Below are 25880 nucleotides of genomic sequence, written 5' to 3' on the forward strand. Positions count from 1 at the left end.
CCGGATGCCCGTGCTGCAGATCACCGACCCCGACGACGAGCGGATCGCCGACTACCGCGCCCTCACCGACGTGGAGCTGCGCACCCGGTGGGAGCCGCCGCACGGCCTGTTCATCGCCGAGGGGGAGCTGGTGCTGCGCCGGGCGCTGCGGGCCGGCTATCCGGCCCGGTCGTTCCTGGTGGACGCCAAGCGGGTCGACCAGCTCGCCGACCTCGACACCGGCGACGCCCCGGTCTACGCGGCCACCCCGGACGTGCTGGAGAAGGCGACCGGCTTCCACGTGCACCGGGGGGTGCTCGCCTCGTTCCACCGCAGGCCGCTGCCGGACGTCGCCGGGGTGCTCGCCGCCGCGCGGCGGGTGGCGATCCTGGAGGACGTCAACAACCACACCAACCTCGGCGCGATCTTCCGGGGGGCCGCCGCGCTCGGCGTCGACGCGGTGCTGCTGTCGCCCACCTGCGCCGATCCGCTCTACCGGCGCAGCGTGCGGGTCAGCATGGGCGAGGTCTTCGCGGTGCCGTACGCGAAGTTCGGGAGCTGGCCGGACGGCCTGGACCAGGTGCGCCAGGCGGGCTTCACGGTGCTGGCCCTGACGCCGGCGGTGGACGCGGTGCCGATCCAGCGGGTGACCCCGGCGCAGCGCGCGCGGGCGGCGCTGCTGCTGGGTGCGGAGGGGCCCGGCCTGACGGCGGCGGCCCAGGCCGCCAGCGACGTGCGGGTGGTCGTCCCGATGCGGCGCGGGGTGGACTCGTTGAACGTGGCCGCCGCGGCGGCGGTGGCGTTCTGGGAGCTGGGCCGCGACGACCCGCCGTTGCGCGGGTAGCCGCGGGCGGGGGAGTGACGCCCGTCGCGTCGGGCGCGTCCGCTTGCATGACCATGCGGCATGATGAATAATCTTCCCCGTGTCCAAGGTTCTCACCTCCCTGCCCATCGGCGAACGTGTCGGCATCGCCTTCTCCGGCGGCCTCGACACCTCGGTCGCGGTCGCGTGGATGCGCGACAAGGGCGCCGTCCCCTGCGCCTACACGGCCGACATCGGCCAGTACGACGAGCCCGACATCGCCTCGGTGCCCGGCCGCGCGCTCAGCTACGGCGCCGAGGTCGCCCGGCTGGTCGACTGCCGCGCCGCCCTCGTCGAGGAGGGCCTGGCGGCGCTGACCTGCGGCGCGTTCCACATCCGCTCGGGCGGGCGGGCCTACTTCAACACCACGCCGCTGGGCCGGGCCGTGACCGGGACCCTGCTGGTGCGGGCCATGATCTCCGACGACGTGCAGATCTGGGGCGACGGCTCGACGTTCAAGGGCAACGACATCGAGCGCTTCTACCGCTACGGCCTGCTGGCCAACCCGCAGCTGCGCATCTACAAGCCGTGGCTCGACACCGACTTCGTCACCGAGCTGGGCGGGCGCAAGGAGATGTCGGAGTGGCTGCTGGAGCGCGGCCTGCCGTATCGGGACAGCACCGAGAAGGCCTACTCCACCGACGCCAACATCTGGGGTGCCACCCACGAGGCCAAGACCCTCGAACACCTCGACACCGGCATCGAGACGGTCGAGCCGATCATGGGCGTGAAGTTCTGGGACCCGTCCGTGGAGATCCCCGCCGAGGACGTCACGATCGGCTTCGACCAGGGCCGCCCGGTGACCATCAACGGCAAGGAGTTCGGCAGCCCCGTCGACCTGGTGCTGGAGGCCAACGCCATCGGCGGCCGGCACGGCCTGGGCATGTCCGACCAGATCGAGAACCGGATCATCGAGGCCAAGAGCCGGGGCATCTACGAGGCCCCCGGCATGGCGCTGCTGCACGCCGCGTACGAGCGGTTGGTCAACGCCATCCACAACGAGGACACCCTGGCCAACTACCACAACGAGGGCCGCCGCCTCGGCCGGCTCATGTACGAGGGGCGCTGGCTGGACCCGCAGGCGCTGATGCTGCGCGAGTCGTTGCAGCGCTGGGTCGGCGCGGCGGTCACCGGCGAGGTGACCCTGCGGCTGCGCCGGGGCGAGGACTACTCGATCCTCGACACGACCGGCCCGGCGTTCAGCTACCACCCCGACAAGCTGTCGATGGAGCGCACCGAGGACTCGGCCTTCGGCCCGTCGGACCGCATCGGCCAGCTCACCATGCGCAACCTGGACATCGCCGACTCGCGGGCGAAGCTGGAGCAGTACGCCTCCCTCGGCCTGGTCGGCGGCGCGGCACCCCAGCGGATGATCGGCGCGGCGCAGGCGGCCTCGACGGGGCTGATCGGCGCGATGCCGCAGGGCGGCGCGGAGGCCATCGCCTCCCGGGGCGTCTCCTCCGCCGACGACGCGGCGCTCGACCGCGCCGCGATGGAGCTCGGCGTCGACTGACGGGCCACGGCGGCCCGGCGCCCGAGCCACCCGCGAGGGCGGCGGCCTGTTCAGGATCGGAGTCACGGACGGTAGCGTGTCGCGCGTGTTCCCTACCGTCCGTGAGATCCTCGCGCTCGACCCCATCCGCCACGGCGCGCCCCGCCTGGTGGCCGGGGAGGCCGGGCTGGACCGGCCGGTGCGCTGGGTGCACGTGGCGGAGGTGCCCGACATCGCGTCCCTGCTGCGCGGCGGCGAGCTCGTGCTCACCACCGGCATCGGGCTGCCCGGCGAGGACGCCGGGCTGCGCGCGTTCATCGGCGAGCTGGCCGACGTCGGCGTCTCCGGCCTCGTGGTCGAGCTGGGCCGCCGGTATGTCAGCGGCGTGCCCCGGGTGATGGCCGCCGCCGCGGCCCGGCGCGGGCTGCCCCTGGTCGAGCTGCGCCGGGCCACCCCGTTCGTGCGGGTCACCGAGGCCGTGCACGCGCTGATCGTCGACGCCCAGCTCACCGAGCTGCGGGCGACCGAGGAGATCCACCAGCGGTTCACCGAGCTGTCGGTCGAGGGCGCCGGCCCGGCCGAGGTGGTCCGGCAGGCCGCCGAGCTGTCCGGCTGCCCGGTGGTGCTGGAGAACCTGTCGCGGCAGGTGCTCGCCTACGACCCGGCGGGGCAGAGCGCCGAGCTGCTGCTGGACGGCTGGGAGCAGCACTCCCGGCGGATCAGCCCGCCGGGGCGGACCGCGTACGACACCGACCGGGGCTGGCTGGTCACCACCGTCGGGGCCCGGGGGCAGGACTGGGGCCGGCTGCTGCTGCGCTGGCCGGGCGGCGGCGAGCTGGCCGCCCCCGCGCCGCTGCCCGACCCGGCGGCGGAGCCCGCCGACGTCGCGCCACGGATGGTCACCCCGCCGACGCGGCTGACGATCCTCGTCGAGCGGGCCGCCTCCACGCTCGCGCTGGGGCGGCTGATCCGGCGCGACGCCGAGGGGCTGGAGCGGCAGATCCACCGTACGCTGCTCACCGCCCTGCTGGACCACTCCCGCCCGGTGGACGAGGTGGCCCTGCGCGCCCGGGCCCTGGGGGTGGTGCTGGACCGCCGGCACCTGGTCGGCGTGGTGGTGCGCTGGCGCACCGACGACCCGGCCGCCGACGGGGCCCCGCCGGAGGAGCCCGGCCCGGCGGACCCGGAGGCGGGGCCGGCCCGGCTGCGCGACCTGTCCGAGGCGGTCGGGCAGGCCCTGCGCGAGGCGAAGCTGACGGGGCTGAGCAGCGCCGTCGACGACCAGGCCGTCGGGGTGCTGCTCGCCCTGTCCGACCCGGCGGCCGAGGACCGGGCGCTGGCCGCGTTCGCCGCCGCGCTGCGCCGCAACCGGGTCGACGCCGCCGGGTCGAGGGCCGCCGAGCCCGCCCCGGCGCGGGCCACCGGGGCGGGCACGGTGATCGTCGCCGCCGGCTCCGGGGTGGGCAGCCTCCGGGAGGCGCGCCGTTCGCTGGTGGAGGCGCGGCAGGTCGCCGACGCGGCCCGCCGGGACCGCCGGGACCTGCCGGTCTTCCGGCTGCCGCACGTCGGGCTGGCCGGCCTGCTGCACCTGCTGCGCGACGAGCCGCGCCTCCAGACGTTCGTCGAGCGCGAGCTGGGCGCCCTGCTGGCGTACGACGCCCGGCACCCCCGCGAGCAGCTGCTGGGCACCCTGCGGGCCTACCTGGAGCAGGGGCGCAACAAGTCGGCGGCGGCCGCCGCCGCGCACCTGTCCCGGCCGGCGTTCTACGAGCGGCTGGCCCGCATCGCCCGGATCCTCGACGCCGACCTCGACTCGGTGGAGGCGTGCCTGTCGCTGCACGTGGCCCTGCTGGCCCTGGACGCCGTCCGCACCCCCTGAGCCGCCGCCCGGCTCAGCCGGGCGAGAGGGCCTTCGCGTAGGCGGGCGGGACGAAGTGCGGGCCGCCGGGGGTGAAGACGTCCGAGGCGGCCGCCGCCGACCAGGCCGTCTCCGGCACCGCGTCGACCAGGGCGCGCACGACCGGCGCGTCGCGCCACTGCTCCTGCTCGGCGAGGATGCTCAACGCCACCACCGACTCCTCGACCTCGCCGACGCACTCGAACGGCTTGTGCCCGTCCACGCCGAGCAGCTCCCGGTAGCCGGGGAGCTGGGACCCGTCGGCCAGCAGGTCGCCGCCGAAGATCCGCACGACCCGCTCGCGCGGCATGAACGGGGCCATGGCCAGGAAGACGAACCGGCACTTCGGGCAGTCGCGGCACCAGCGCTCGCTCGCGTCGCGCAGCTTGAACGCGGCGTTGCAGCTCGTCACCACGTCGTCGTACCTGTCGATCTCGGCGAAGAGCCGGGCGATGTGCAGCTCGGACAGCGGGCGCAGCAGCGAGAAGTACGGCTCGGTGAGCCCGGCGTGCTCGGCCAGCGCCGCCCGCAGCAGCCCCTCGGCCTCCACGCCCTTGGACCACTGGTGGTTGATCTCGTGGCCGTTCCAGACCAGGTTCGGGTCGGACGCGGACCGCTCGTTGGACATCACCACCGGGCCGAGCCCGCCCAGCACGGCCGTGGCGACCGCGATCAGCGAGTTGATGGCGGTGACCGGGATGTGCCCGTTGCGGGCCCCGGCGGCGTTGAGGTCGAACAGCACCGGGTCGATGCGCCGCCGGGCCGCGAGGGCGGCCAGCCCGGACGCCTCGTTGACCGCGACGATGACGTGGTTCGGGTTGACCGAGAACGGCACCGGGTCGAGGCCGGCGCGGCGCAGCGCCTCCAGGCTGACGATGGAGTCCTTGCCGCCGCCGACGGCCGACAGGGGGCGCAGGTCGGAGTTGTCGTACGCGCGCGCGGGCGGCACCGAGCCCGCCGGGACCTCGGGGACCAGCTCCAGCACGTGCGGGAGCTGGTTGCGGTAGGCGTACTCGGCGAGGCCCTTGGTGTAGACGGCCGTGACCAGCGCGGCGGCGGCCCCGCCCAGCGGCGTCGGCAGCACCAGCCGGCGGGGCGCGGCGGTCTTGTAGTAGCTGACGCCGGCGACCACGTGCAGCAGCTCCAGGACCCGGCCGAGGGTGGCCACCGTGGCGTCGGAGGGCGGCTGCGCGGGCAGCGGGAGGGTGATCGCCTCGGTGAACCGCTGCTCGCCGCCGGGGCCGGTGAGGGCGTAGTCGAACAACGCCTCGCCGGTGGCGAGGTCGATCGAGTAGGACGGGAAGGTGAAGGCGTCCATCCGCCGGAGCTGCTCGTTGGGCACACGCCATACTAGGCCCTGGTTCGTCCGGCCGTGCCCGGCTGCGGGCGACCGGCCCGCCGACGTGCCCCACCGTGGAGGAGATCACCCGTGCGCCTGTCTGACCTGCGCGGACGTACCGTCGCCGTCTGGGGCACCGGCCGGGAGGGCCGGGCTGCGGTGATCGCGATCGCCGCGCACGGCCCGGCGGGCCTGGTCGCGGTCGACGACAGCGCCAACTTCCTGGCCCTGCCGTGGGAGGGGCCGCTGGCCGAGGCGGCCCCGCTGGTCACCGGCGAGGACGGCTTCGCCCGGCTGGCCGCGGCCGAGGTGGTGGTCCGCTCGCCCGGGGTGCCGAACACCCACCCGTGGCTGGTGGAGCTGCGCCGCCGGGGGGTCACCGTCACCCAGGGCAGCGCGCTGTGGATGGCCGACCACGCCCGGCGGACCGTCGGGGTGACCGGCAGCAAGGGCAAGTCGACCACGTCCAGCCTGATCAGCCACCTGCTCACCGCGGTCGACCGGCCGAACGTCTTCGGCGGCAACATCGGGGTGCCGCTGCTCGACCTGCCCGACGCCGACCTGTACGTGCTGGAGCTGTCCAGCTACCAGTGCGCCGACCTGACCGACTCGCCGCGCGTCGCGGTGGTCACCGCGCTCTTCCCCGAGCACCTGGACGCGCACGGCGGCGAGCGGGAATATTACCGGGACAAGCTCAACCTGCTGGCGCACGGGCCGCAGACGATCGTGGTCAACGGGGCCGACCCGAGGCTCGCCGCCGAGCTGGGCGACCGGCCGGCCGTGCGCGCCGGCGCCCCGGACACCACGCACGTGGCCCCGGGCCCGGACGGCACGCCCTGGTTCCACCTCGGCGACCGGCCGCTGTTCGCGCGCGCGGTGCTGCCTTTGGTCGGCCGGCACAACGAGGGCAACCTCTGCGTCGCCCTCGCCGTGCTCGACGCGCTCGGCGTGGACGTGGCGGCCCGCGCCGACACCCTCGCGGTGGCGGTCGCCGGCTTCCAGGGCCTCGCCCACCGGCTCACCGAGATCGCCGACCCGTCCGGGCTCACCTTCGTCGACGACACCCTGGCCACCAGCCCGTACGCGGCGATGCACGCCATCGACGCGTACGAGGGGCGGCCGTTGACGGTGATCGTCGGCGGCACCGACCGGGGGCTGGACTACGCCCCGCTGCGCGAGCACCTGGCCGAGCGGGAGATCACCGTGCTCGGCATCCCCGACAGCGGGGAGCGGATCGTGGCCGCGCTGGCCGGGCTGCCGAAGGTGCGGGCCGAGGTGGTGGACGACCTGGTGGCCGCTGTGGGCCGGGCCCGGGAGGTGACCCCGGCCGGCGGGGTGGTGCTGCTCTCGCCGGCCGCGCCCAGCTACGGCCGGTTCCGCAACTTCGAGCACCGGTCCGAGGTCTTCGCCGAGGCGGTCCGCGACACCGCCACCCACCCCGTCCGCTAGCCGCTGCGGGCGGGCTCGGCCGGGCGGCGGCCCGCCCCGGCCGGCGTCCAGGCGAACGCGAGGCAGCCGCCGACCAGCGCGAGCAGCATCCCGACGAAGAAGCCGCCCAGGTTGGACGTGAGCCAGGAGACCAGGGCGAGCACCAGGGAGACCAGCGCGTAGAAGAGCCGCTGCGGCGGGTGGGCCAGCAGCAGCACGCCGCACAGCAGCAGGATGACCGGCACCAGGTAGCCGGCCAGTCCCTGCGGCCCGACGTGCAGGATCACCGGCAGCGGCGCGCGCAGCGTCGCGAGGATCTCGACGCCGCCGAGGGCGACGAGCAGGCCGCCCCAGAAGGGACGGCTGCGCCGCCAGGCCCGCCACCGGCCGGCCCCGCCGGAGGCCGACCCCCCGGCGGCCCGGGGCGTCGCGTCACCGTCAGCCATGGGCGTCGCGTCACCCTCGGCCATCTCAGCAGCCTTCGGAGGAGAAGCTCATCCGCAGGTTCGGCAGGGTGAACACCGCGGCCGTGGTGGCGTAGTTGTTCTGCCGCAGCCCCGTGATGGTCACCTTGTCGGCCTGCTGGCCGAAGACGCCCGGGTTGCCGCGCACCCCGGGGACCTTGTCCAGCGTGCTGGCGTCCTGGCCGATGTCGATCGACTGGAACGACGCGTTGCCGGAGATCTCGTCGGAGTCGACGACCATGGTGCGGGCGGTCACCGGCTTGCTGCCGGTGCCGGCGGTGAGCTTCATGTACATGCCGCCGAGGTTGATGCTCTGGCACAGATTGGTCAGCTCGGCCCTGTCGATCGCCGAGACGAGCACGACCACCTGGCCGCCGGTGTCGCCCTGGTTGGGGCTGTCCTCGATCATCTGGTCGAGCGTGGCGAACTGCTCGAACCCGGTCCCGTCGAGCTTGTCGGCGGTGACGACGAAGGGCATTCCGGAGATCGCGAACTGCGCGCCGAGCACCCCCTGCGCGGTGAGCAGCACCATTCCGGCGGCGCCTGCCCCGGCGACGGCCAGGCTGGCCGCGAACCGCCGCCAGCGCACGCCGCCGGAGGGCGGGACCGGCTCGGTGGATACGGTGTCGTCCGACATGACGGCTCCTCTTCGAGATCGATTCGTCCGCGCCGGTGCGGGGGCCGTGGCGCGGAGCGGGGCGATGATCTGAATTGGTTCGCGTACGGCGTGTCGAGTCCGTCGCAGGGCGAAGTTACCGCCGAGTAAAGGGCCGGTCAAGATTGATGCCCAATGGAGTCGGTCGATCTGCGAAAAATTGCCGATAGTGAGAAACCGCGACGGTTTCTGACCGCGCGGGGGTCGTCGGCGCGCTCAGTCGTCCCCCCGGGCGGGTCGCGCCGGGTCGACCGCGCAGGGGGCCGTGACGCCCGGGACGCCCGCGTCGGTCGCCCGCGCCGCCCGGCCGCCGGCCGTGGGGCCGAGGAACGGGGCGGTCATCGCGTACGTCAGGACCGGCAGCAGCCGGGGCAGCTCGGCCGTGCGGCCCTGGCTCACCCGCAGCCGCAGGGTGCCGTAGATGCCGGCGACCACCGTGGTCACCAGCAGGTCGTCCTCCTCGGTCGACAGTGGGGACCGAGGTCGGGCGGGCTGGAAGAACCGGTGGAACCGCGACAGCAGCAGGTCCCGCTCGGCGCGGGCCGCCGGGCCGGCGGCGTCGATCTCCACGAGCGCCATCCGGGCGAACGCGGGCACGCTCGCCAGCACCTCCAGCAGCGTCCGCAGGGTGGCCCGGGCGGCGGCGGTCCAGTCCGGCCCCGCCCCGGCGTACGCGTCGTCCATCAGGCGCAGCAGGACGGCCGTGCCGTGCCGGTAGGTGGCCAGGAAGGCGTCCTCCTTGCCGGCGAAGAGGGCGTAGAAGGCGGGCCGGGTCACGCCGGCCGCGCCGCAGATGTCGGTGACCCGGGCGTTGTCGTAGCCCTTGGCCGCCACCTCGTGCACGAGCCCGTCGAAGAGCCGGTCGCGCTGGGTCGCCGCGACCTCCTCGGCCGACTGGCGGCGCGGGCCGCGCTTGATCGCCCGCTCGGGGTCGCGCCCGGGCCGGGCCCCCGGCAGGGGCGGGGCGGCGGGCTCGGCCAACGGGGGTGCGGACCCGGTTGCCGGGTGGGGCGCCGGCGACATTGACATCGACCTCCCTGAATCAACGATTGACTTTGCGACCCTCCGGGGTTTATAACTTCACCACGTTGGGTTCCGGTCGGGTCACTGATGGTCATCTTCGCCGGATGGCCGCACCGAGCAGCGCCGAAGGAGGGCTCGATGGTCGCCATTATCGCCGACCGCGCGGGCGCCCCCAAGGCCGGAAGGGTGCGGGTGACGCGGCTGCGCCGCAGTGCCCCACCCGGCGCCGGCCGCTGACCGGCCGGACCCCGAGGGTCGCCCCGCCGGGCCACCGGTGACCGACCCGCACACCCCGCCCCGCCGCCGCCCGGCGGCACCCGTCCCCCTCCGCCGCCGACCGTCCACCGGCGGCGGGCCCACGGTCACGGCGTGTCTCCGTGGCCACCTCCGCGGCCGCCCGGCCGCGCCCGGCCCGCCGGGCGCGGCGACCCGCCGGTCCGGCCGCCGCCGTCGCACCACCACCCGTCGAAAGGACCCACCATGCCCAGGTACGGACGCGCCGCCGTCGGCCTCGCCGCCGGCGCGCTGCTCGGCTCCCTCGTCGCGGCGGCCCCCGCCTCCGCCGCCGGCCCGGCCGCCCTCGCCAACACGGTGCTCACCACCGGCAGCGCCGGCGGGACCGCCGTCGCGGTGGGCGACACCCTCCAGGCCAGCCTCCAGACCGGGACCACCGCCAACTTCTACTCGTCGGCCACCGGCACGACCGGCGTCAAGTGCGCCGCGTCCACCTTCACCGCCAAGGCGGTCACCAACCCGGTCGCCCCGGGCACCGCCACCGAGAGCCTCACCGGGCAGACCTTCACCAGCTGCACCAGCAACGTGGTCGGCACCCTCGGGGTCAACAGCGTGACGGTCGACAACCTGCCCTACGCCGTCTCCGTCACCAGCGCCGGCGCGGTCACCCTCACCGGGTCGATCCAGAGCACCGTCTCACTGCGCACCCTGCTGGGCAACGTCACCTGCGTCTACAAGGCCAACGGCGGCGTCGTGCGGGGGACGGCGTCCAACGCCACCACCTCCATCGCCTTCGTCAACCAGCCGTTCACCAAGTCCGCCGGGCCGGGCACCTGCTTCTCCTCGGCGTACTTCAGCGCCACGTACGCCCCGGTCCGGGACACCACCCAGGGCGGCGCGACGGTCTACGTGAACTGACCCCGCGCAGGCCCGGCCGGCGGCCGATCTCCCCGTCGGACGCCGGCCGGGCCCTCGGTCGCCGGCCGCTCAGCGGGCCGCTCGACCGGTCGTGACGGCGGCGTGCAGGGCGCGCATCGACCGGACCGCCGAGCGGATCTCCTGGAGGTAGCGCCCCGGCGTCAGGGCCGGCTCGGGCAGCCGCACCAGGTCGGGCAGGGCCGGGTCGACGCCGACGGTCTCGATCCCGCACCCGTACGGCACGGCGAGCGTGCGTAACGCGTCGCAGTGCTGGAACGGCACGTAGATCGGCGCGGTGACCATCAGCACCGGATCGCCCGGCGCGAGCCGGACGTGCCCGGCCCAGAACCGCTGCGTGTCGGCGGTGTGCGCGCGCCGCCGCCCGGGCTCGCCGGACGGGGCGGCGAGCACCCGCACCGGGGGCGACCCCGCCGGCCGCCAGGTGCGCGAGGACCAGGAGCGGTGCGGGTGGCCGGCGTCCACGCCGTCCGCCTCGGCCGGCCCGGCCATCCCGAAGGCGAGCCGGACCGCCGCGTCGAGGGCGTCCACCTCGGTGTCGCCGGCCGCGACGCCCGCGTCGGCCAGCGTCTGCCGCTCGGCCGCCGACAGCGGGCGGAAACTGCCCAGCACGGCCACCTCGCCGGCCACCGCCGTGCCCGAGCGCACCAGGTGCGCGGCGTACGCCACCCGGCGCAGGCAGGCGTGCGCGAGCCCGCCGAGGACGACCAGGTGCGCGTACGCCCGGCGGGCCGGCGGGACCGGGCGGACCAGGCCCAGCGCGGACGCCGCGGCGAGCACCTGCCCCGCCGTGCGGGGATCGAACGCGGGCTCGGCGGCCTCGGGGCGTTCCCGGCCGCCCCGGAAGTCCCAGTGCCGGGCGGAGAAGTCGTCCAGCCAGGCCAGCGCCGCCGCCAGATCGCCGGAGAGGGGGTCGCCGGAGAGCGGGTCGCCGCAGGACGGGCCGCCCGGGGGCCCGTCGCCGCCGAACCGCGCGACGAGGCCGCGCAGCGGCGGCGAGGTCACCCAGGCGCGCAGCCCGGCGACGATCCGGGCCGGGGGAGCACCCGCCGCCCCGTCGGGCAGCGGCACGTCCCGCATGATCCGCACGCTGCGGATCGTACCGTGCGGATCGCGTCGCCTCCGGAGCCCGGCACGACGGGAAACGCGCGTCGGCCGCGCCCGACGCCCCGGAAACCGCAGCCGATCGGTTGACGTGCTGTCAGCCGAAGGCCGCCGGTCCGCTACACAGTGGCAGTTGTCCCCGCCGCCGGTGGGTGGGAGCGTGCGGTGACCGCCAACGCGCTGGAGGGTGCGACGAATGACCGACGACCTGCTGGCCCGGCATCGGGCCGTGCTGCCGTCCTGGATGCCGCTCTACTACGCCGAGCCGATCGAGCTGGTCTCCGGCTCCGGTCGCCGGGTCACCGACGCGCAGGGCCGCACCTACCTGGACTTCTTCGGCGGCGTGCTGACCAACATGATCGGCTACGACATCCCCGAGATCCGCGAGGCGGTGCAGCGGCAGCTCGCCACGGGCCTCGTGCACACCTCGACGCTCTACCTGATCCGCCAGCAGGTCGAGCTGGCCGAGAAGATCGTCCGGCACTCCGGCATCCCCGACGCCCGGGTCTTCTTCACCAACTCCGGCACCGAGGCCAACGAGGCCGCCCTGCTGGCCGCCACCAACCACCGCCGTTCCCACCAGATCCTCGCCGTGCGCAACAGCTACCACGGGCGCACCTACGCGACGATGGGCGTCACCGGCAACCGGGGCTGGTCGGCCAGCGCCCTCAACCCGCTCCAGGTGGCCTGGCTGCACTCGGGCGAGCGGCTGCGCGGCCTGCTGTCCCGCCTCGACCCCGCCGACCGCCTCGACGCGGCGGTCGAGGACCTGCGCGAGGTCCTCGCCACCCAGACCGCCGGCGACGTTGCCTGCCTGATCGCCGAGCCGGTCCAGGGCGTCGGCGGCTTCGTGCACGGCCCCGACGGGCTCCTCGCCGCCTGGCAGAAGGTCCTCGACGAGCACGGCATCCTGCTGATCTCCGACGAGGTGCAGACCGGCTGGGGGCGCACCGGCGAGCACTTCTGGGGCTACCAGGCGCACGGCGTCACCCCGGACCTGCTCACCTTCGCCAAGGGCATCGGCAACGGCTTCGCCCTCGCCGGGGTCGTCGGCCGGGCCGAGGTCATGGAGTCGGTGCCGGCGATCAGCTTCTCCACCTTCGGCGGCAACCCGCTCGCCACGGCCGCCGGCAACGCCGTCCTGGACTACCTGCTCGACCACGACCTCCAGGCCAACGCCGCCCGCGTCGGCGCGATCCTCGTCGACGGGCTGCGGGCCGCCGTGGCCGACCTCGACTGCGTCGCCGAGGTACGCGGCAAGGGGCTGATGCTCGGCGTCGAGTTCGTCCACCCGGGCACCGTCGAGCCCGACCCGGCCCTGACCACCCGCGTCTTCGAGGCGTGCCGGGCCGGCGGGCTGCTCGTCGGCAAGGGCGGCCTCTACGGCAACGTGCTGCGGATGGGCCCGCCGCTGACCCTCACCGAGGACGAGGCCCGCGAGGGGCTGGCCATCCTGGTCGACGCCGTCCGCTCCTGCGCCGACGATGGGGTGGCGGCGTGACGTCCGGGGCGGGGGGCGGAGACCTCATCGGGCACTTCGTCGCCGGCTTGCGGGTCGACGGCACGTCCGGCCGGCGCGGGGACGTGTTCGACCCGGCCACGGGGCGACGTACCGGGCAGGTGGCGCTGGCCTCCGCCGCGGACGTGGCGGACGCGGTCGCCGCCGCCGGCCGCGCCGCGCGGGCCTGGCGCGACGCCTCCCTGGCGAAGCGCACGGCCGTGCTGTTCGCGTTCCGCGAGCTGGTCAACGCCCGCCGCGACCGGCTCGCCGAGGTGATCACCGCCGAGCACGGCAAGGTGCCCGCCGACGCCGCCGGGGAGGTGCAGCGCGGCCTGGAGGTCATCGAGTACGCCTGCGGCATCCCCTCGGCCCTGCGCGGCGGGTTCAGCGAGAACGTGTCCACCGAGGTCGACTCGTACAGCCTGCGCCAGCCGCTCGGGGTGGTGGCGGTGATCTCCCCGTTCAACTTCCCGGTGATGGTGCCGCTGTGGTTCGTCCCGGTCGCGGTGGCCTGCGGCAACGCGGTGGTGCTCAAGCCCAGCGAGAAGGACCCGAGCGCGGCGCTGCTGTTGGCCGAGTGGTTCGCCGAGGCCGGCCTGCCCGACGGGGTGCTCAACGTGGTCAACGGCGACGCCGAGGCGGTCGACGCGCTGCTCGACCACCCGGGGGTGCAGGCGGTGTCGTTCGTCGGCTCCACCCCCGTCGCCCGGCACGTGCACCAGCGCGGCACCGCCGCCGGCAAGCGGGTGCAGGCCCTCGGTGGGGCGAAGAACCACATGGTGGTGCTCCCCGACGCCGATCTGGACCTGGCCGCCGACGCGGCGGTCAACGCCGGCTTCGGCTCGGCGGGGGAGCGGTGCATGGCGATCTCCGCGCTGGTCGCGGTGGAGCCGGTCGCCGACGCCCTGGTCGCCCGGATCGCCGAGCGGATGGGCCGGCTGCGCACCGGCGACGGCCGGCGGGGCTGCGACATGGGTCCCCTGGTCACCGCCGCGCACGCCGCCCGGGTCCGCGCGTACGTCGACGCCGGGGTGGCCGCCGGGGCGGTGCCCGTGGTCGACGGGCGCGACGTCGTCCCGGACGGGGACCCGGACGGCTTCTGGCTGGGCCCGACCCTGTTCGACCGGGTCACCCCGGACATGTCGATCTACACCGACGAGATCTTCGGGCCGGTGCTCGGCGTGCTGCGGGTCGGCTCGTACGACGAGGCGGTGGACCTCGTGAACGCCAACCCGTACGGCAACGGCACGGCGATCTTCACCAACGACGGCGGGGCGGCCCGGCGCTACCAGCACGAGGTGGAGGCCGGCATGGTCGGCATCAACGTGCCGATCCCGGTGCCGATGGCGTACTACTCGTTCGGCGGCTGGAAGGCGTCCCTCTTCGGCGACCTGCACGCCCACGGCGCCGACGGGGTGGCGTTCTTCACCCGGGGCAAGGTGGTGACCAGCCGGTGGCTGGACCCGCGCCACGGCGGGGTCAACCTCGGCTTCCCCACCCAGACCTGAGCCCCCGCAGCAGCCCCGCCCCGGCCAGGTACGCCACCAGCGCCGGGGCGGGCAGCCCCAGCGGCTCGGGCGCGGTCTTCGGGGCGACGGTGTTGACCAGCAGCCCCGCGATCACGGCGGCGTAGCCGGCGACCACCAGGCCGGCGCGGGCCGGGCGGTGGCGCGCACCCTCCCCGGCGCGCCGCCGCCGGCCGGCCCGCGCCTCGACGGGCCCGAAGACGGCCACGAGCCCGGCCAGCACCACGGCGAGCAGCAGCAGCCAGGGCACCCGCCAGGCCAGCCACGCGGCGGTCCCCGCCGCCGGGGTGGGCAGCCGGCCGAGCGCGTCCAGCGCGCCGACCAGCAGCAGGGCCGCGGTGAGGTGCCAGAGGAACGCGGTCAGCACCACCGAGTTGACCGCGATCACCGCCTGCCACGGGCCGGGCCGGCGCAGCCACCACTCGGCGGGTCCGCGCAGCAGCAGGATCAGCCCGAGCTGGGCGGTGGCCAGGGCGAGCAGTGCCAGGCTCGGCGGGCTGGCGTTGTCCAGCCGCTCGCCGGGCACGTGCAGCATCGCCACCGGGTACGGCCCGACGGCGGTGAGCAGCAGCAGCGCGCCGAGGCCCCCGGCGAGCAGCGCGACCGCCGCCGGGCGGGACGTCGGCAGCGGGTGCCGGCCGTCGGCTGCGCCGCCGCCCCGCAGACCGTCGGCTGCGGCGTGTGCGTCGTACCAGGCGAAGCCGGCCTGGTGCACGGCGAGCCAGCCGGTCAGGTAGCTGCCGTACGCCAGCGGCGCAGGCCCGGCCAGCCGCCCCACGTCGCCGAGGGCGACCACGCCGACCAGGGCCACCGGCACGGCGAGCCCGAACCGGCGGTGCAGGGCGTGCATCGGCGGGGTGAGCGCGACGGCGGCCAGGTAGGGCACGAGGAACCACAGCGGGATGGTGGCGAACCACACGACCGTGCGGATCCGCGCCTCCCCGGCGCCCCACAGGTACGCCCCGCCCGCGCCGGCCGCCAGCACCAGCAGCAGGACGGTGGTCGGCGGCACCAGCCGGGCGCTGCGCGCCAGCAGCCAGCCGGTGGCGTCGCCGCCCCGGGCCCGGTTCGCGGTCAGCGATGCGGCGTTGGCGAACCCGCCGACGAGGAAGAACACCGGCAGCACCTGCCCCACCCAGGTCAGCGGGTACGCCCACGGCAGGTCGCCGAGCGCGGAGTGGCCGGTGGGCCGGCCGGCGGCGTCGCGGCCGATGACGGTCACGCCCCAGTGCCCGGCGACGACCATGCAGATGGCGACGGCCCGCAGCAGGTCGACGTAGCGTTCCCGCCCGGCCGGGGTGCGCTCGGCGAGCTGCCGCAGGCGGCGCATGGGCCTAGGCTAGGCCAGGCCGGGCCGCCCGGTGGCCGGATCGGTCAGCGCCGGGTCGTACCCGGGGGATCCGGGTCCAGCTCGGCGCAGACCACCGCGTCGAGGCTGGCCCGGACGCGGTCGGCCTTCGGGTCGCCGAGGTCGTCGAGGACGGCCAGCGCCTGCCGCCACGCGGCGGCGGCCCCCTCGTGGTCGCCGGCCTCGCACAGGGTGTCACCGAGGTTCGCCCCGGCCTCGGCCTTGCCGTGCCGGTCACCGAGCGCCGCGAAGAGTCCCCGGGCCCGCCGGTACAGCTCGGCGGCGCGCGCGTGCTCGCCGAGGAGGCGGTGGACGTAGCCGAGGCTGTCGAGCGTCATGGCGACCCCGTCCAGGTCGCCCAGCTCGTCGAGGAGGGCCAGGGCCTGCTCGCAGTCCGCGATCGCCCGCCGGTGGTCGCCGAGCTGGGCGTGGCACCAGCCGACCGAGTTGAGCGCCGCCGCCTCGCCGCCGCGGTGGCCGGCGCGCCGGAACAGCTCCAGGGCCCGCAGGTCGTGACCCAGCGCGGTGCGGTGGTCGCCCGACCGCTCGGCGATCCAGCCGAGGCTGCGGTGTGTGAACGCCTGGTTGAGCCGGTCGTTCAGCGCGTCGAACAGCACCAGCGCCCGCGACTGGTGGGCGCGGGCGTCGAGGAGCCGGCCGAGCCGGGTGGCCGCTCCGCCGAGGAAGCGGTGCGCGTGGGCCTCGGCGCCGCGGTCGCCGAGCCGGCGGGCGGCGCGCAGCGCGATCTGCTGCGTCGACGTCCAATCCGACCAGTGCCCACGCAGGTCGAAGAAGCTGACGCAGGCGGCGGCGAGCTGCCAGGCGTGCGTGTGGTGGCCGGTGCCGGCGGCGTGCTCGACGGCGGCGACGAGGCAGCGGTGCTCCGCGGCGAACCAGGCCAGCGCGGCGGCCCGGCCGTCGACGCGCTCGGGGGTCACCCCGGGCGCGGGGTCGGCGAGCGCGATCGGGCCCCGCGGCGGGACCAGGAACCTTTCGGCCGCGTGCGCGGTGTGCAGGTGGTGGTCGAGCAGCCGGCAGGTCGCCGCCGCCCGGTCGGCCGCCGGTTCCGCGTCGGCCAGCTCCCGGGCGTACGCGCGCAGCAGGTCGTGGCAGGTGAACCGGCCGGGCCGGCGCTCGGTGACCAGGTGCGCCCCGACCAGCTCGGCCAGTGGCGGCCGGACCTCGGCGACGGACGTCCCGGCGAGGCTGGCCACGGCGGCCGTGCCGAGGTCCGGCCCGGGGGCCAGCCCGAGCAGCCGGAACAGCCGGGCGGCCGGTGTGCCGAGGAGCGCGTACGACCAGGACAGCACGGCCCGCACGTCGATGCCCGGGTCGGTGCCGGCGAGCGGGTCGAGGCGGCGCGGGGCCTCCCGCAGCTCGGCGGCGATCGTGGCCAGCGGGAAGCTCGGGTGGGCGGCGGCGCGGGCGGCGACGACGGCGAGCGCCAGCGGCAGGCCCGCGCACCGCCCGGCGATCTCGTCGACCGCCCCCGGTTCGGCGGCCACCCGCCCGGGGCCCAGCCGGGCGGCGAGCAGCGTCCGCGACTCGGCCGGGCCGAGCAGCTCCACCGGCACCGGCCGGGCCCCCTCCACCGCGACCAGGCCGGGCAGGTGGCTGCGGCTGGTCACCAGCACCAGGCAGCCGGACGCGCCGGGCAGCAGCGGGCGGACCTGGTCGGCGTCCCGGGCGTTGTCCAGCATCATGAGCACGCGCCGGCCCGTCAGCAGGCTGCGCAGGAGGGCGGCCTGCGCGTCCGCGCCGGTCGGCACGCGGTGCCGGGGCACCTCGAAGGCGTCCAGGAAGCCCCGGACCGCCTCGGCGGGCGGCACCGGCGGCTTGCGCGGGTCGAAGCCGCGCAGGTCGACGTGTAGCTGCCCGTCGGGGAAGCGGTCGCGGACCCGCTGCGCCCAGTACGTCGCCAGCGTGGTCTTGCCGACCCCGGCGGTGCCGGTGACGACGGCGATGACCGGGGCGGCGGGGTTGGCTTCCGGGGGCCCGAGCAGCCCGTCGAGTTGCGTCAGCGCGTCCTGCCGACCGGTGAAGGCGCCAAGGGCGGGCGGGAGCTGCGCGGGCACCGGCAGGGCGGGTCCCGGCCGGGCCGCCGCCGACTGCTCCGGCGGCCCGGCCCCGGGCGTCCGGTCGGCTGCCGAAAGGTCCGGGGCTGGCGCGGCGGGACTCGTGGCCGTGCCGTGGGAGCCGCCCGGCGTGAGGCGCTCGCTGGCGATCCGTTCCCACCGGGTGGCCCACGCGCCCGCCTCGGCCGGCGTCACCCCGAGGGCGAGCAGGAGCCGGTCGAGCACGTCCATCGGCATCGCGCTGCGCCCGTTGAGGTAGTTGGCCAGGCTGCTCCTGGGCACGCCGGTGGCCGCCGCCAGGTCCTGGAGGGAGAGCCGGGCCTTTCCCCGGGATCGGGCGGCGCGGACCCGCAGCCGGTTGAGCTCCGCCAGCAGCTCGCCTTCCGTCCTGAGTGGATCGATCGCGGACGGATCAGCCGAGCCATTGGTCACGGACGCATCCTTCCATCGGCGTCCGACATCGTCCATGGACGTCCAGGATCGAGGGCGGGGGCGTGCCGGGTCGCCATCCTGGTCGAGGTAAGGGGCGTCGGGGGTGCCCAGCCTGTGCGAATGGCGACCGCCGCGCGCCGGTCGTTTCGGCCCGACGGGGGGGTGCCGCCCGGCAACGGGCGGCACCGGGCCGAGCGTTCGGAGCACCAAGGGATGTCCAAAGCGTGTCTGTCGAGAGGAGAAGATTGATGGATCTGGCAAGGCGGGCGGCTGCGGGTGTGGTCGCGCTGACGATTGGTCTGTTCGCCGCCGTGTCGTGGTCGAGCCCGGCCCTGGCGGTCAGCTGGGAGCGGAACCAGGCCACCCGGGGAACCGTTGACAACGGCTACGCCAAGGACTGCACGGCGGCGGACCCGTTCAGCAACTCCGTCGCCTGTTGGCAGCCGTACGGGGACGTGCTGTGGGTTTCCAACAACAGTTCGCTCGGCGACACGCCCACGGCGGTGTGGTGGAATTACTACCCCAGCGACAGCACGCTCTACCGGCAGGGCACCTGCACCTTCACGTCGGCCGGGTGGGGTTACTGCAACAAGGACATGCACGAGAACAGCCTGATCAAGCTGCGGATCTGCGACAGTCCTGACGCGGATCGGCAGTGCTGGACGTCGATCATCAGCACGCGGGCCTGATCGCGGGCGCGACGCGCGGACGCGCCCGTCGAGAAGATCGGGCCAGCGGGGTCGGGCTTCCCATCGTCAGGGGGCCCGGCCCTTCAGCCTGTGTGGCCCACCCACCTCGGCTCCCCTGGCGCCACTGCAGCAAGCGAGCCACCAGGCAGGTTGGTGACCGAGTAAAAATTGTTACTCGGTTAAGATGTCTTCCGGGCCGACACGGCGTCCGGCACGCGAGCATCGAAAGGCAGACCATGGCCTCCGCGTCCCCCCATGGCCATCTTGATCAGGAACACGAACTTGATCACGAGTTCCTGACAGAGCTGGCATTCCTCGAGCGCGCCCGCAAGGCGCTGTCCTGGATGCTGGACCACGCACGGATGCGGGTCGCCACCGGAGAGCAAGTAGCCGGTGACCGCTACACCTCGGAGACTCTCGGCAGGTTCCTGAAGAGCTATGCCAAGGAACTGGCCGAGGAACCCGACAGCCCGCTCTACTTCGGCCGGCTGCAGTTCGGTACCGACGAGGGCGCGGGCGAACACCTGGGCCAGAACTACTACATCGGCCGGCGGCGCATCAACGAGGAGCACGGCGAACCGCTCGTCATCGACTGGCGCGCGCCCGTCTCCTCGATCTTCTACCGAGCGAGCGCCCGCAACCCGCTCGGTGTCGCCGCACGCAGGCGCTTCGGCTGGACCACCCGGCATCCGGTGGAACTGACCGGCTTCGAGGACGAGCGACTCGACCGGGGTGAGGAACTCGGCACCACCAGCGAACTGCTGACCAGGGAGATCGAACGGCCCCGCGTCGGCCCCATGCGCGACATCGTCGCCACCATCCAGCCCGACCAGGACGAACTGGTGCGTACCGACCTGGACCGGTCACTGTGCGTGCAGGGCGGTCCGGGCACCGGCAAGACCGCGGTCGGGCTGCACCGCGCGGCCTACCTGCTCTACGCCCATCGGCTCCAGCTCAAGCGCACAGGTGTCCTGGTCGTCGGTCCCAACCCGGCATTCCTGCACTACATCTCCGCGGTGCTACCGGCGCTCGGGGAGGTGGATGTCCAGCAGCGAACCCTGGAAGAGGTGCTCGGCCGGCAGAGCATTCGTGCGCAGGACAGCCCGGAGGCCGCGCTCGTCAAGCACGACGCGCGGATGGCCCAGGTGTTGCACCGCGCCCTGACCGGACTGATCCGCACACCCACCGAGCCGATCGCGCTGCCGGACGGCTCCTACCGGTTACGGATTCCGCTCAACGTCCTGATCCGGGAGGTGGAGACCGTCCGAAGCGAGGACATGCCCTACGGCGTCGGCCGGGAGCGTCTGCGCGCACGCATCGTCGCACTGCTGCAGCGGCAGCTGGAGTACCGCGCCGAGACGCCCGGCCACAAATGGCTGGAGAAGACCGGACGCGCCCGGCCGGTGGTCGCCGTCCTCGACCAGGCCTGGCCCAAGATCCGCCCGGAAGAACTGCTCACGAACTTGTTCAGCGACAAGGCGATGCTGGCCTGGGCTGCTGACGGCATCCTGACCGACCAGGAACAGGCAGCCCTGCTCTGGCGCAAGCCGCCTCGCAGCTTCAAGAGCGCGGCCTGGTCGACCGCCGACGTGGTACTGCTGGACGAGATCGCCGGGTTGATCGATCACCCGGAAGGGTTCGGCCACCTCGTCGTCGACGAGGCGCAGGATCTGTCTGCCATGCAGTGCCGCGCACTGGCGCGCCGCAGCCGGCACGGCTCGCTGACTGTGTTGGGTGACCTGGCCCAGGGCACCACCGCATGGGCAGCCGCCGACTGGCACGAGCAGATGGCGCATCTCGGCAAACCCGATGCGCCGGTGACCGCGCTGACCACCGGTTTCCGCGTTCCTGCCGTGGTGCTTGCGTTCGCCAACAAGCTCCTGCCCGAGCTGCACGTCACCGCACCGGCCACGCACTCCGTCCGCGCCGATGGGGAACTCACCGTACGCCACGAACAAGACCTGCTAGCCGCCACGGTCGATCGTGTCCGGGCGGCCCTTGATCAACAAGGTTCCATCGCGGTCATCGCGACCGACGCAAGGGTCGGCGAGATCACCGAGGCCCTGCTGCGGGCGGACATCGCCGTCGACACGGCTGAGCAGGACGACGAGCATCGGGTCACCGTCCTGCCCGCCATCCTGGCGAAAGGTCTGGAGTTCGACCACGTCGTGGTGGTGGAACCGGACGAGGTCGTCCGCGCCGAACCGCGAGGCCGGCACCGCCTCTACGTGGTTCTCACCCGAGCCGTCTCCCGGCTGGACGTCCTGCACGCCGGCCCTCTTCCGGAGGCGTTGGCCCGCTGATCAGCACCCACGTCGCCGCATCGCCGGCCGACCCGTCAAACCCGCACGCACCCTCCTCGCCAGGCACAACGCCCGGCAGGGAACCGGACATGATCCCGGGATGAAATGCTGCGTTTCCGGTCAGAGTTGAGCCGGGTGGGATGGGGCCATTCTGGCCTGAGTGGGCCATGTTGCCCCTGCTGGGGCCGAGGTGCCAATCGGTCACACTGGCGCGAAGGTGAAGGAAACGTCCAGTCAGGCCGCCGCGGGCACCAGCAGCAGGTGCAGGGCGGCCGGGTCGGCGACCTCGGGCAGGTCGCGGGCGGCGAGCCAGGCCGCCCCGGCGGCCCCGTCGCCGGCGGGGGTCAGCGGCGCGTCCGGCCACCGCCGGGCCAGCTCCGCCCCGACGGCGGCGGCCAGCGGGGTGTCGCCGGTGAGCAGCCCGCCGCCGAGGACCACCGGGTCGGTCGAGCCGGCCGGGCGGATCCGCGCGGCGCTGTCGGCGAGGTGGCCGGCGGCCGCCCCGATCAGCCCCGCGGCGACCGGTTCGGCCGCGACGGCGGCGGCGACCACCAGCGGCGCGAGCCGGGACAGCTCGACCGGCGGCCGGCGGGTGACGGCCTGCACGACGGCGTCGACGGTGTCGCGGGGCCGGTCGGCGACCCGGTCGACGCCGAGCAGCTCGGCGAGCACCCGGCGGCCCAGCGGCCCCGGGGCGCGCCCCGCGTCCAGGTCGGCGAGGAGCCGGCGGACGGCCTCCCGGCCCAGCCAGAATCCGGAGCCGGCGTCGCCGAGCAGCCAGCCGTGGCCGTCGGCGACCCGGTCCAGCCGCAGGTCGCGGACCTGCGCGGCGATCGCGCCGGTGCCGGCGATCAGCACCGTGCCGTGCGCGTGGGGCGTGCCGGAGGCGTACGCCACGAGGGCGTCGCCGTGCACCGCGTACGGGCAGCGCAGGCCCGCGTCGCGCCACGCCCCGTCGAACGCCGCCCGTCCGGCGGGGTCGGCGAGCAGCCGTCCCGCCCCGGCGAGCCCGATCGTGCCGGCCCGCACCCGGGCCGGGTCCACGCCGGACAGGGCGGCGCGCAGGGCGGTCAGGAGTTCTGCGGCGGCCCGCTCGGCGCCATGGCTGGTCGGGTTGCCGCCGCCGGCCCGGCCGGTGCCGAGGCGTTCCCCGGCCAGCGTCACGGCGAGCGCCCGGGTGGACGTACCCCCGACGTCGAGGCCGACCACGACGGTGTCGGACATCCGGTGCGCCTCCCGGGTCGGCGGTGCGGGCGGATTCATGCTGGTCGGCCCGGCCGCGCGGGGCAAGGTCCCCGGGCGCGCCGGCGGCGTCGCGTCAGGTAACAGTTTGAAAACTTCGACCACGGTCTTGACACGGAGGGCCCTTCAGTAAGAACTTTTACCACTAACAGTTAACACTCTTTTCCGAAAGGCGTCGCATGGTGGATCACGAGGTCGACACCCCCCGGGGCGCCGCCGTGGTCGACGCCGACGCGGCCGACCGGCGGGCCGGTCTGCCCACCGACGGCGTGCTCGCCCGCGTCCGGGCCGGCGCGGGCGAGCTCACCGGCGCGCTACGCCGCGTCGCCGAGCACGTGCTCAGTGACCCGGAGGCCGCCGCGCGGGCCACCATCGTCGAGCTGGCCGAGCGCAGCGGCACCTCCCCGGCCACCATCACCCGGTTCTGCCGCGCGATGGGCTTCGAGGGCTACGCCGACCTGCGCCTCGGCATCGCCGCCGAGACCGGCCGGGCCCGCTCCGCCGGCTGGACCGTCGACATCGGCCGGGAGATCCAGCCCGGCGACCCCCTGGAGCGGGTGCTCGGTCAGATCATGGCCGCCGACACCCGGGCCATGCACGACACCGCCGCGCTGCTCGACCTCGCCCAGGTGGAACGGGCGGCGGTGGCGATCGCCGGGGCCAGCCGGGTCAACATCTTCGGCGCGTCCGGCAGCGCGCTGGTCGGCGAGGAGATGCAGTTCAGCCTGCACCGCATCGGGGTGGCCGCCTGGGCCTGGAGCGACGTGCACGAGGGGCTGGCCAGCGCCGCGCTGCTCGGCCCCGGCGACGTGGCGCTCGGCATCTCGCACAGCGGGCAGACCCGGGAGACCATCGAGCTGCTCGCCGAGGCCGGCAGCCGGGGCGCGACCACCGTCGCGCTCACCGGCTTCCCCCGCTCGCCGCTGGCCGAGCTGGCCGACCTGGTGCTGCTCACCGCCAGTCAGGCCACCACGTTCCGCCCCGACGCGCTGTCGGCCCGGCACCCGCAGCTCGTCGTGCTCGACCTGCTCTACATCGCCGTCGCCCAGCGCACCCACGACCGCGCCCACGCGGCCTTCCGGCGCACCGCCCAGGCCGTCGACGGGCACAAGGCCGCGAAGGGGGCCACCGCATGATCAGCGCACAGGGGTACGCCGAGGCCGTCCGGCCCGTCCTCGACCGGGTCGTCGACTCGCAGGCCGGGGCGGTCGGCCGCGCCGCCGACCTGATCGCCGCCGGCCTGCGCGCCGGCGGGGTGCTCCAGGCGTTCGGCGCCGGCCACTCCGAGGCGTTCGCCGCCGAACTGGTCGCCCGGGCCGGCGGGCTGGTCCCCACCAACCGGATCTCCCTGCACGACCTCGTGCTGCACGGCGACGCGCCCCGCGCCGTGCTCGCCGACCCCAAGCTGGAACGCGACCCGGCCGTCGCCCACCAGCTCTACGCCCTCGCCGCCCCGCAGCCGGGCGACGTCTTCCTGATCGCGTCCCAGTCCGGCATCAACGGCTCGGTGGTCGAGCTGGCGACGCTGGTCACCGGGCACGGCCACCCGCTGATCGCGGTCACCTCGGTCGAGCACACCTCGCGGGTCGCCCCCCGGCACCCGTCGGGGCGCCGGCTCGTCGACCTCGCCGACGTCGTGCTGGACAACGGCGCGCCGTACGGTGACGCACTGCTGCCGCTCTCCGGCGGCGGCGCGGTCTGTGCGGTCTCCTCGGTCACCGCCGCGCTGCTGGCGCAGTTGGTGACCGCGGAGGTCGTACGACGGTTCCACCAGGCCGGGGAGGTACCCCCTATCTACCTCTCCGCCAACGTCCCCGGTGGGGACGAGCACAACCTCGCCCTCGAGTCGCGGTACGCCGGGCGTCTCCGGCGCACCGCCTGATTCGACACCTCAAGGAGAGACAACGATGTCGGTTACCCCCGAGCACCCGGCCGATCTGAGCCGTCGGACCCTGCTGCGCCGTGCCGCCGCGGCGGGCCTGCTCGTCACCCCCGCCGTGGGCCTGCTCAGCGCCTGCGCCGGCAGCGAGCCGAGCAAGTCCGACGACACCGGCGTCGCCAAGAGCAAGGACAACCCGTTCGGCGTCAAGGACGGCAGCGCCGTCAAGGTCGTCATCTTCAACGGGGGCCTCGGCGACCAGTGGGCCAACGAGGACAAGGCCGTCTTCGCCGCCAAGCACGCGGGCGTGACGGTCAACATGAGCTCCACCCAGAAGATCAAGACCGAAGAGCAGCCGAAGATGGCGACGCAGCCGAGCGACCTCGTCATGAACTCGGGCGCCGACATGATGGACATCAGCACCCTGGTCAACGAGGGCGCGATCGAGCCCCTGGACGACCTGCTCACCGCCCCGGCGTGGGACAGCGAGGGCACCGTCGCCGACACGCTGCTGCCCGGCACCGTCGAGGACGGCACCTTCCAGGGCAAGTTCTACGTCGTCAACGTGGCCTTCACCGTGTGGGGCAACTGGTACAACGGGGCGCTGTTCGCCAAGGAGGGCTGGCAGCCGCCGACGACGTTCGACGAGTTCTTCGCCCTCGCGCCGAAGATCAAGGCCAAGGGCATCGCCCCGTACGTGCACGACGCCGTGCACGGCTACTACCCGCGCTGGGCGCTGATGGCGACGATCTGGAAGTCCGCCGGCCGGCAGGCGGTCGTCGACATCGACAACCTGAAGGAGAACGCCTGGAAGGCCGACGGGGTGCTGCCCGCCCTCCAGGCGTGGGAGAAGCTGGTCAAGGACCGGCTGCTGCTGCCGGGCAACCTCAACCACACCCAGTCCCAGCAGGCGTGGCTCGACGGCAAGGCGGCGTTCATCCAGGTCGGCACCTGGCTGAAGAACGAGATGGCGGCGACGATCCCGCCGGGCTTCGAGATGAAGCTGTCGGACTACTGGGGCCTCGGGGCCACCGACAAGGCGCCCAAGGACGTCTTCGCCGGCGCGGGCGAGGGCCTCGTGGTGCCGAGCAAGGCCCCGAACAAGGCGGCGGCGAAGGAGTTCCTGCGGGCCGTGCTGTCGAAGTCCGGCTCCGCCAAGTTCGCCGAGCTGACCAAGTCGCTCGCCTCCACCAAGGGCTCCGGCGACGGCGTGCAGGACACGGCGCTGGCCAGCGCCAACGAGCTGATGCGCAACGCGCCGAAGGACCTGATCAAGACCAAGCTCTTCGACTTCTACGCCGACCTGGACAAGGAGAGCCAGAACCTCTCCGAGGAGCTGATGGCCGGCCGGCTCACCGCGCAGCAGTTCGTCGACAAGATGCAGGCGGCCGCCGACAAGGTCGCCAAGGACTCGTCGGTCAAGAAGCAGACCCGCGCCTGATCCCGGTGGCGGCCCACTGATCCGTTCGAGA

General features: G+C 74.6%; 20 protein-coding genes. 12 read left to right on the forward strand and 8 right to left on the reverse strand.

Going from position 1 to position 25880, the window contains the following annotated elements; translation table 11 throughout:
• Positions 1-4: 4 nt before the first annotated feature.
• The 3 genes from HDA31_RS08370 (at position 5) to HDA31_RS08380 (ending at position 4212) form a co-directional block, all read left to right on the forward strand.
• Positions 5-823, forward strand: a complete 819-nt coding sequence (locus HDA31_RS08370) for a TrmH family RNA methyltransferase (RefSeq protein ID WP_178065705.1) — start codon at positions 5-7, stop codon at positions 821-823.
• A 79-nt stretch (positions 824-902) separates the two neighbouring features.
• Entirely contained in the window at positions 903-2354 is a 1452-nt protein-coding gene (argG, locus tag HDA31_RS08375; RefSeq protein WP_178065704.1) for an argininosuccinate synthase, read from the forward strand.
• A gap of 85 nt (positions 2355-2439) precedes the next feature.
• Positions 2440-4212, forward strand: coding sequence for a PucR family transcriptional regulator (locus HDA31_RS08380; RefSeq protein ID WP_501039824.1), 1773 nt, complete (start codon positions 2440-2442; stop codon positions 4210-4212).
• Between the two features lie 13 nt (positions 4213-4225).
• Here the strand turns inward: HDA31_RS08380 and HDA31_RS08385 are convergent, their stop codons facing one another.
• Positions 4226-5572 (reverse strand): MurL-like N-terminal domain-containing, encoded by a 1347-nt coding sequence (locus HDA31_RS08385; RefSeq protein ID WP_178065702.1) that lies wholly within the window; start codon positions 5570-5572, stop codon positions 4226-4228.
• Between the two features lie 87 nt (positions 5573-5659).
• Here HDA31_RS08385 and murD point away from each other — a divergent pair, with 87 nt between their 5' ends.
• Complete coding sequence (murD, locus tag HDA31_RS08390; RefSeq protein ID WP_074474273.1) at positions 5660-7018, forward strand: UDP-N-acetylmuramoyl-L-alanine--D-glutamate ligase; 1359 nt, start codon at positions 5660-5662, stop codon at positions 7016-7018.
• On the opposite strand, the gene HDA31_RS08395 is transcribed toward murD, so the two are convergent.
• From HDA31_RS08395 to HDA31_RS08405, 3 genes are all read right to left on the reverse strand, one after another.
• Positions 7015-7443 (reverse strand): DUF6114 domain-containing protein, encoded by a 429-nt coding sequence (locus tag HDA31_RS08395; protein WP_178065701.1) that lies wholly within the window; start codon positions 7441-7443, stop codon positions 7015-7017. The genes murD and HDA31_RS08395 overlap by 4 nt on opposite strands.
• 25 nt (positions 7444-7468) lie before the next feature.
• Positions 7469-8098, reverse strand: a complete 630-nt coding sequence (locus HDA31_RS08400; protein ID WP_074474272.1) for a DUF6230 family protein — start codon at positions 8096-8098, stop codon at positions 7469-7471.
• A gap of 234 nt (positions 8099-8332) precedes the next feature.
• Positions 8333-9097, reverse strand: a complete 765-nt coding sequence (locus HDA31_RS08405) for a TetR/AcrR family transcriptional regulator (RefSeq protein WP_246384013.1) — start codon at positions 9095-9097, stop codon at positions 8333-8335.
• 522 nt (positions 9098-9619) lie between these two features.
• On the opposite strand from HDA31_RS08405, the gene HDA31_RS08410 reads away from it, so the two are divergent.
• On the forward strand, positions 9620-10291 hold the full coding sequence (locus tag HDA31_RS08410; protein ID WP_178065700.1) for a Tat pathway signal sequence domain protein: 672 nt from the start codon (positions 9620-9622) through the stop codon (positions 10289-10291).
• Between the two features lie 69 nt (positions 10292-10360).
• Here the strand turns inward: HDA31_RS08410 and HDA31_RS08415 are convergent, their stop codons facing one another.
• Positions 10361-11389 carry a hypothetical protein gene (locus HDA31_RS08415; protein ID WP_221487121.1) on the reverse strand — a complete coding sequence of 343 codons (1029 nt, stop codon included), beginning with the start codon at positions 11387-11389 and terminating at the stop codon, positions 10361-10363.
• A gap of 220 nt (positions 11390-11609) precedes the next feature.
• On the opposite strand from HDA31_RS08415, the gene HDA31_RS08420 reads away from it, so the two are divergent.
• Entirely contained in the window at positions 11610-12914 is a 1305-nt protein-coding gene (locus tag HDA31_RS08420; RefSeq protein WP_178065699.1) for an aspartate aminotransferase family protein, read from the forward strand.
• Positions 12911-14422 carry a CoA-acylating methylmalonate-semialdehyde dehydrogenase gene (locus HDA31_RS08425; RefSeq protein WP_178065698.1) on the forward strand — a complete coding sequence of 504 codons (1512 nt, stop codon included), beginning with the start codon at positions 12911-12913 and terminating at the stop codon, positions 14420-14422. The genes HDA31_RS08420 and HDA31_RS08425 overlap by 4 nt, the downstream gene beginning before the upstream one ends.
• Here the strand turns inward: HDA31_RS08425 and HDA31_RS08430 are convergent.
• Positions 14394-15770, reverse strand: coding sequence for an acyltransferase family protein (locus tag HDA31_RS08430; protein ID WP_178065697.1), 1377 nt, complete (start codon positions 15768-15770; stop codon positions 14394-14396). The genes HDA31_RS08425 and HDA31_RS08430 overlap by 29 nt on opposite strands.
• 44 nt (positions 15771-15814) lie before the next feature.
• Positions 15815-18295 (reverse strand): ATP-binding protein, encoded by a 2481-nt coding sequence (locus HDA31_RS08435; protein ID WP_178065696.1) that lies wholly within the window; start codon positions 18293-18295, stop codon positions 15815-15817.
• A gap of 248 nt (positions 18296-18543) precedes the next feature.
• On the opposite strand from HDA31_RS08435, the gene HDA31_RS08440 reads away from it, so the two are divergent.
• The gene (locus HDA31_RS08440) at positions 18544-18984 is read left to right on the forward strand and encodes a hypothetical protein (RefSeq protein WP_178065695.1); all 441 of its coding nucleotides are present in this window, start codon (positions 18544-18546) and stop codon (positions 18982-18984) included.
• Positions 18985-19220: 236 nt separating this feature from the next.
• Entirely contained in the window at positions 19221-21287 is a 2067-nt protein-coding gene (locus tag HDA31_RS08445) for a HelD family protein (protein ID WP_178065694.1), read from the forward strand.
• A 234-nt stretch (positions 21288-21521) separates the two neighbouring features.
• On the opposite strand, the gene HDA31_RS08450 is transcribed toward HDA31_RS08445, so the two are convergent.
• Positions 21522-22511 carry an N-acetylglucosamine kinase gene (locus tag HDA31_RS08450; protein WP_178065693.1) on the reverse strand — a complete coding sequence of 330 codons (990 nt, stop codon included), beginning with the start codon at positions 22509-22511 and terminating at the stop codon, positions 21522-21524.
• A 197-nt stretch (positions 22512-22708) separates the two neighbouring features.
• Here HDA31_RS08450 and HDA31_RS08455 point away from each other — a divergent pair, with 197 nt between their 5' ends.
• The 3 genes from HDA31_RS08455 to ngcE are packed head-to-tail and all read left to right on the forward strand — an operon-like array spanning position 22709 to position 25849.
• Positions 22709-23665: a MurR/RpiR family transcriptional regulator gene (locus HDA31_RS08455; protein WP_178065692.1), complete on the forward strand. Its 957-nt coding sequence runs from the start codon at positions 22709-22711 to the stop codon at positions 23663-23665.
• Positions 23662-24411, forward strand: a complete 750-nt coding sequence (locus tag HDA31_RS08460; protein WP_178065691.1) for a sugar isomerase domain-containing protein — start codon at positions 23662-23664, stop codon at positions 24409-24411. Before HDA31_RS08455 ends, HDA31_RS08460 begins: the two co-directional genes overlap by 4 nt.
• A gap of 25 nt (positions 24412-24436) precedes the next feature.
• On the forward strand, positions 24437-25849 hold the full coding sequence (ngcE, locus tag HDA31_RS08465) for an N-acetylglucosamine/diacetylchitobiose ABC transporter substrate-binding protein (RefSeq protein WP_178065690.1): 1413 nt from the start codon (positions 24437-24439) through the stop codon (positions 25847-25849).
• Positions 25850-25880 lie beyond the last annotated feature (31 nt).

Origin of the sequence: Micromonospora carbonacea (assembly GCF_014205165.1) — a bacterium.
Lineage (GTDB): Bacteria > Actinomycetota > Actinomycetes > Mycobacteriales > Micromonosporaceae > Micromonospora > Micromonospora carbonacea.

Coding starts and splice junctions, on each gene's coding strand:
- HDA31_RS08410 (WP_178065700.1), top strand. CDS start 9,620: ATGCCCAGGTACGGACGCGCCGCCGTCGGCCTCGCCGCCGGCGCGCTG.
- HDA31_RS08400 (WP_074474272.1), bottom strand. CDS start 8,098: ATGTCGGACGACACCGTATCCACCGAGCCGGTCCCGCCCTCCGGCGGC.
- HDA31_RS08460 (WP_178065691.1), top strand. CDS start 23,662: ATGATCAGCGCACAGGGGTACGCCGAGGCCGTCCGGCCCGTCCTCGAC.
- HDA31_RS08450 (WP_178065693.1), bottom strand. CDS start 22,511: ATGTCCGACACCGTCGTGGTCGGCCTCGACGTCGGGGGTACGTCCACC.
- ngcE (WP_178065690.1), top strand. CDS start 24,437: ATGTCGGTTACCCCCGAGCACCCGGCCGATCTGAGCCGTCGGACCCTG.
- HDA31_RS08420 (WP_178065699.1), top strand. CDS start 11,610: ATGACCGACGACCTGCTGGCCCGGCATCGGGCCGTGCTGCCGTCCTGG.
- HDA31_RS08415 (WP_221487121.1), bottom strand. CDS start 11,389: ATGCGGGACGTGCCGCTGCCCGACGGGGCGGCGGGTGCTCCCCCGGCC.
- HDA31_RS08445 (WP_178065694.1), top strand. CDS start 19,221: ATGGCCTCCGCGTCCCCCCATGGCCATCTTGATCAGGAACACGAACTT.
- HDA31_RS08430 (WP_178065697.1), bottom strand. CDS start 15,770: ATGCGCCGCCTGCGGCAGCTCGCCGAGCGCACCCCGGCCGGGCGGGAA.
- HDA31_RS08455 (WP_178065692.1), top strand. CDS start 22,709: ATGGTGGATCACGAGGTCGACACCCCCCGGGGCGCCGCCGTGGTCGAC.
- HDA31_RS08370 (WP_178065705.1), top strand. CDS start 5: ATGCCCGTGCTGCAGATCACCGACCCCGACGACGAGCGGATCGCCGAC.
- HDA31_RS08395 (WP_178065701.1), bottom strand. CDS start 7,443: ATGGCTGACGGTGACGCGACGCCCCGGGCCGCCGGGGGGTCGGCCTCC.
- HDA31_RS08440 (WP_178065695.1), top strand. CDS start 18,544: ATGGATCTGGCAAGGCGGGCGGCTGCGGGTGTGGTCGCGCTGACGATT.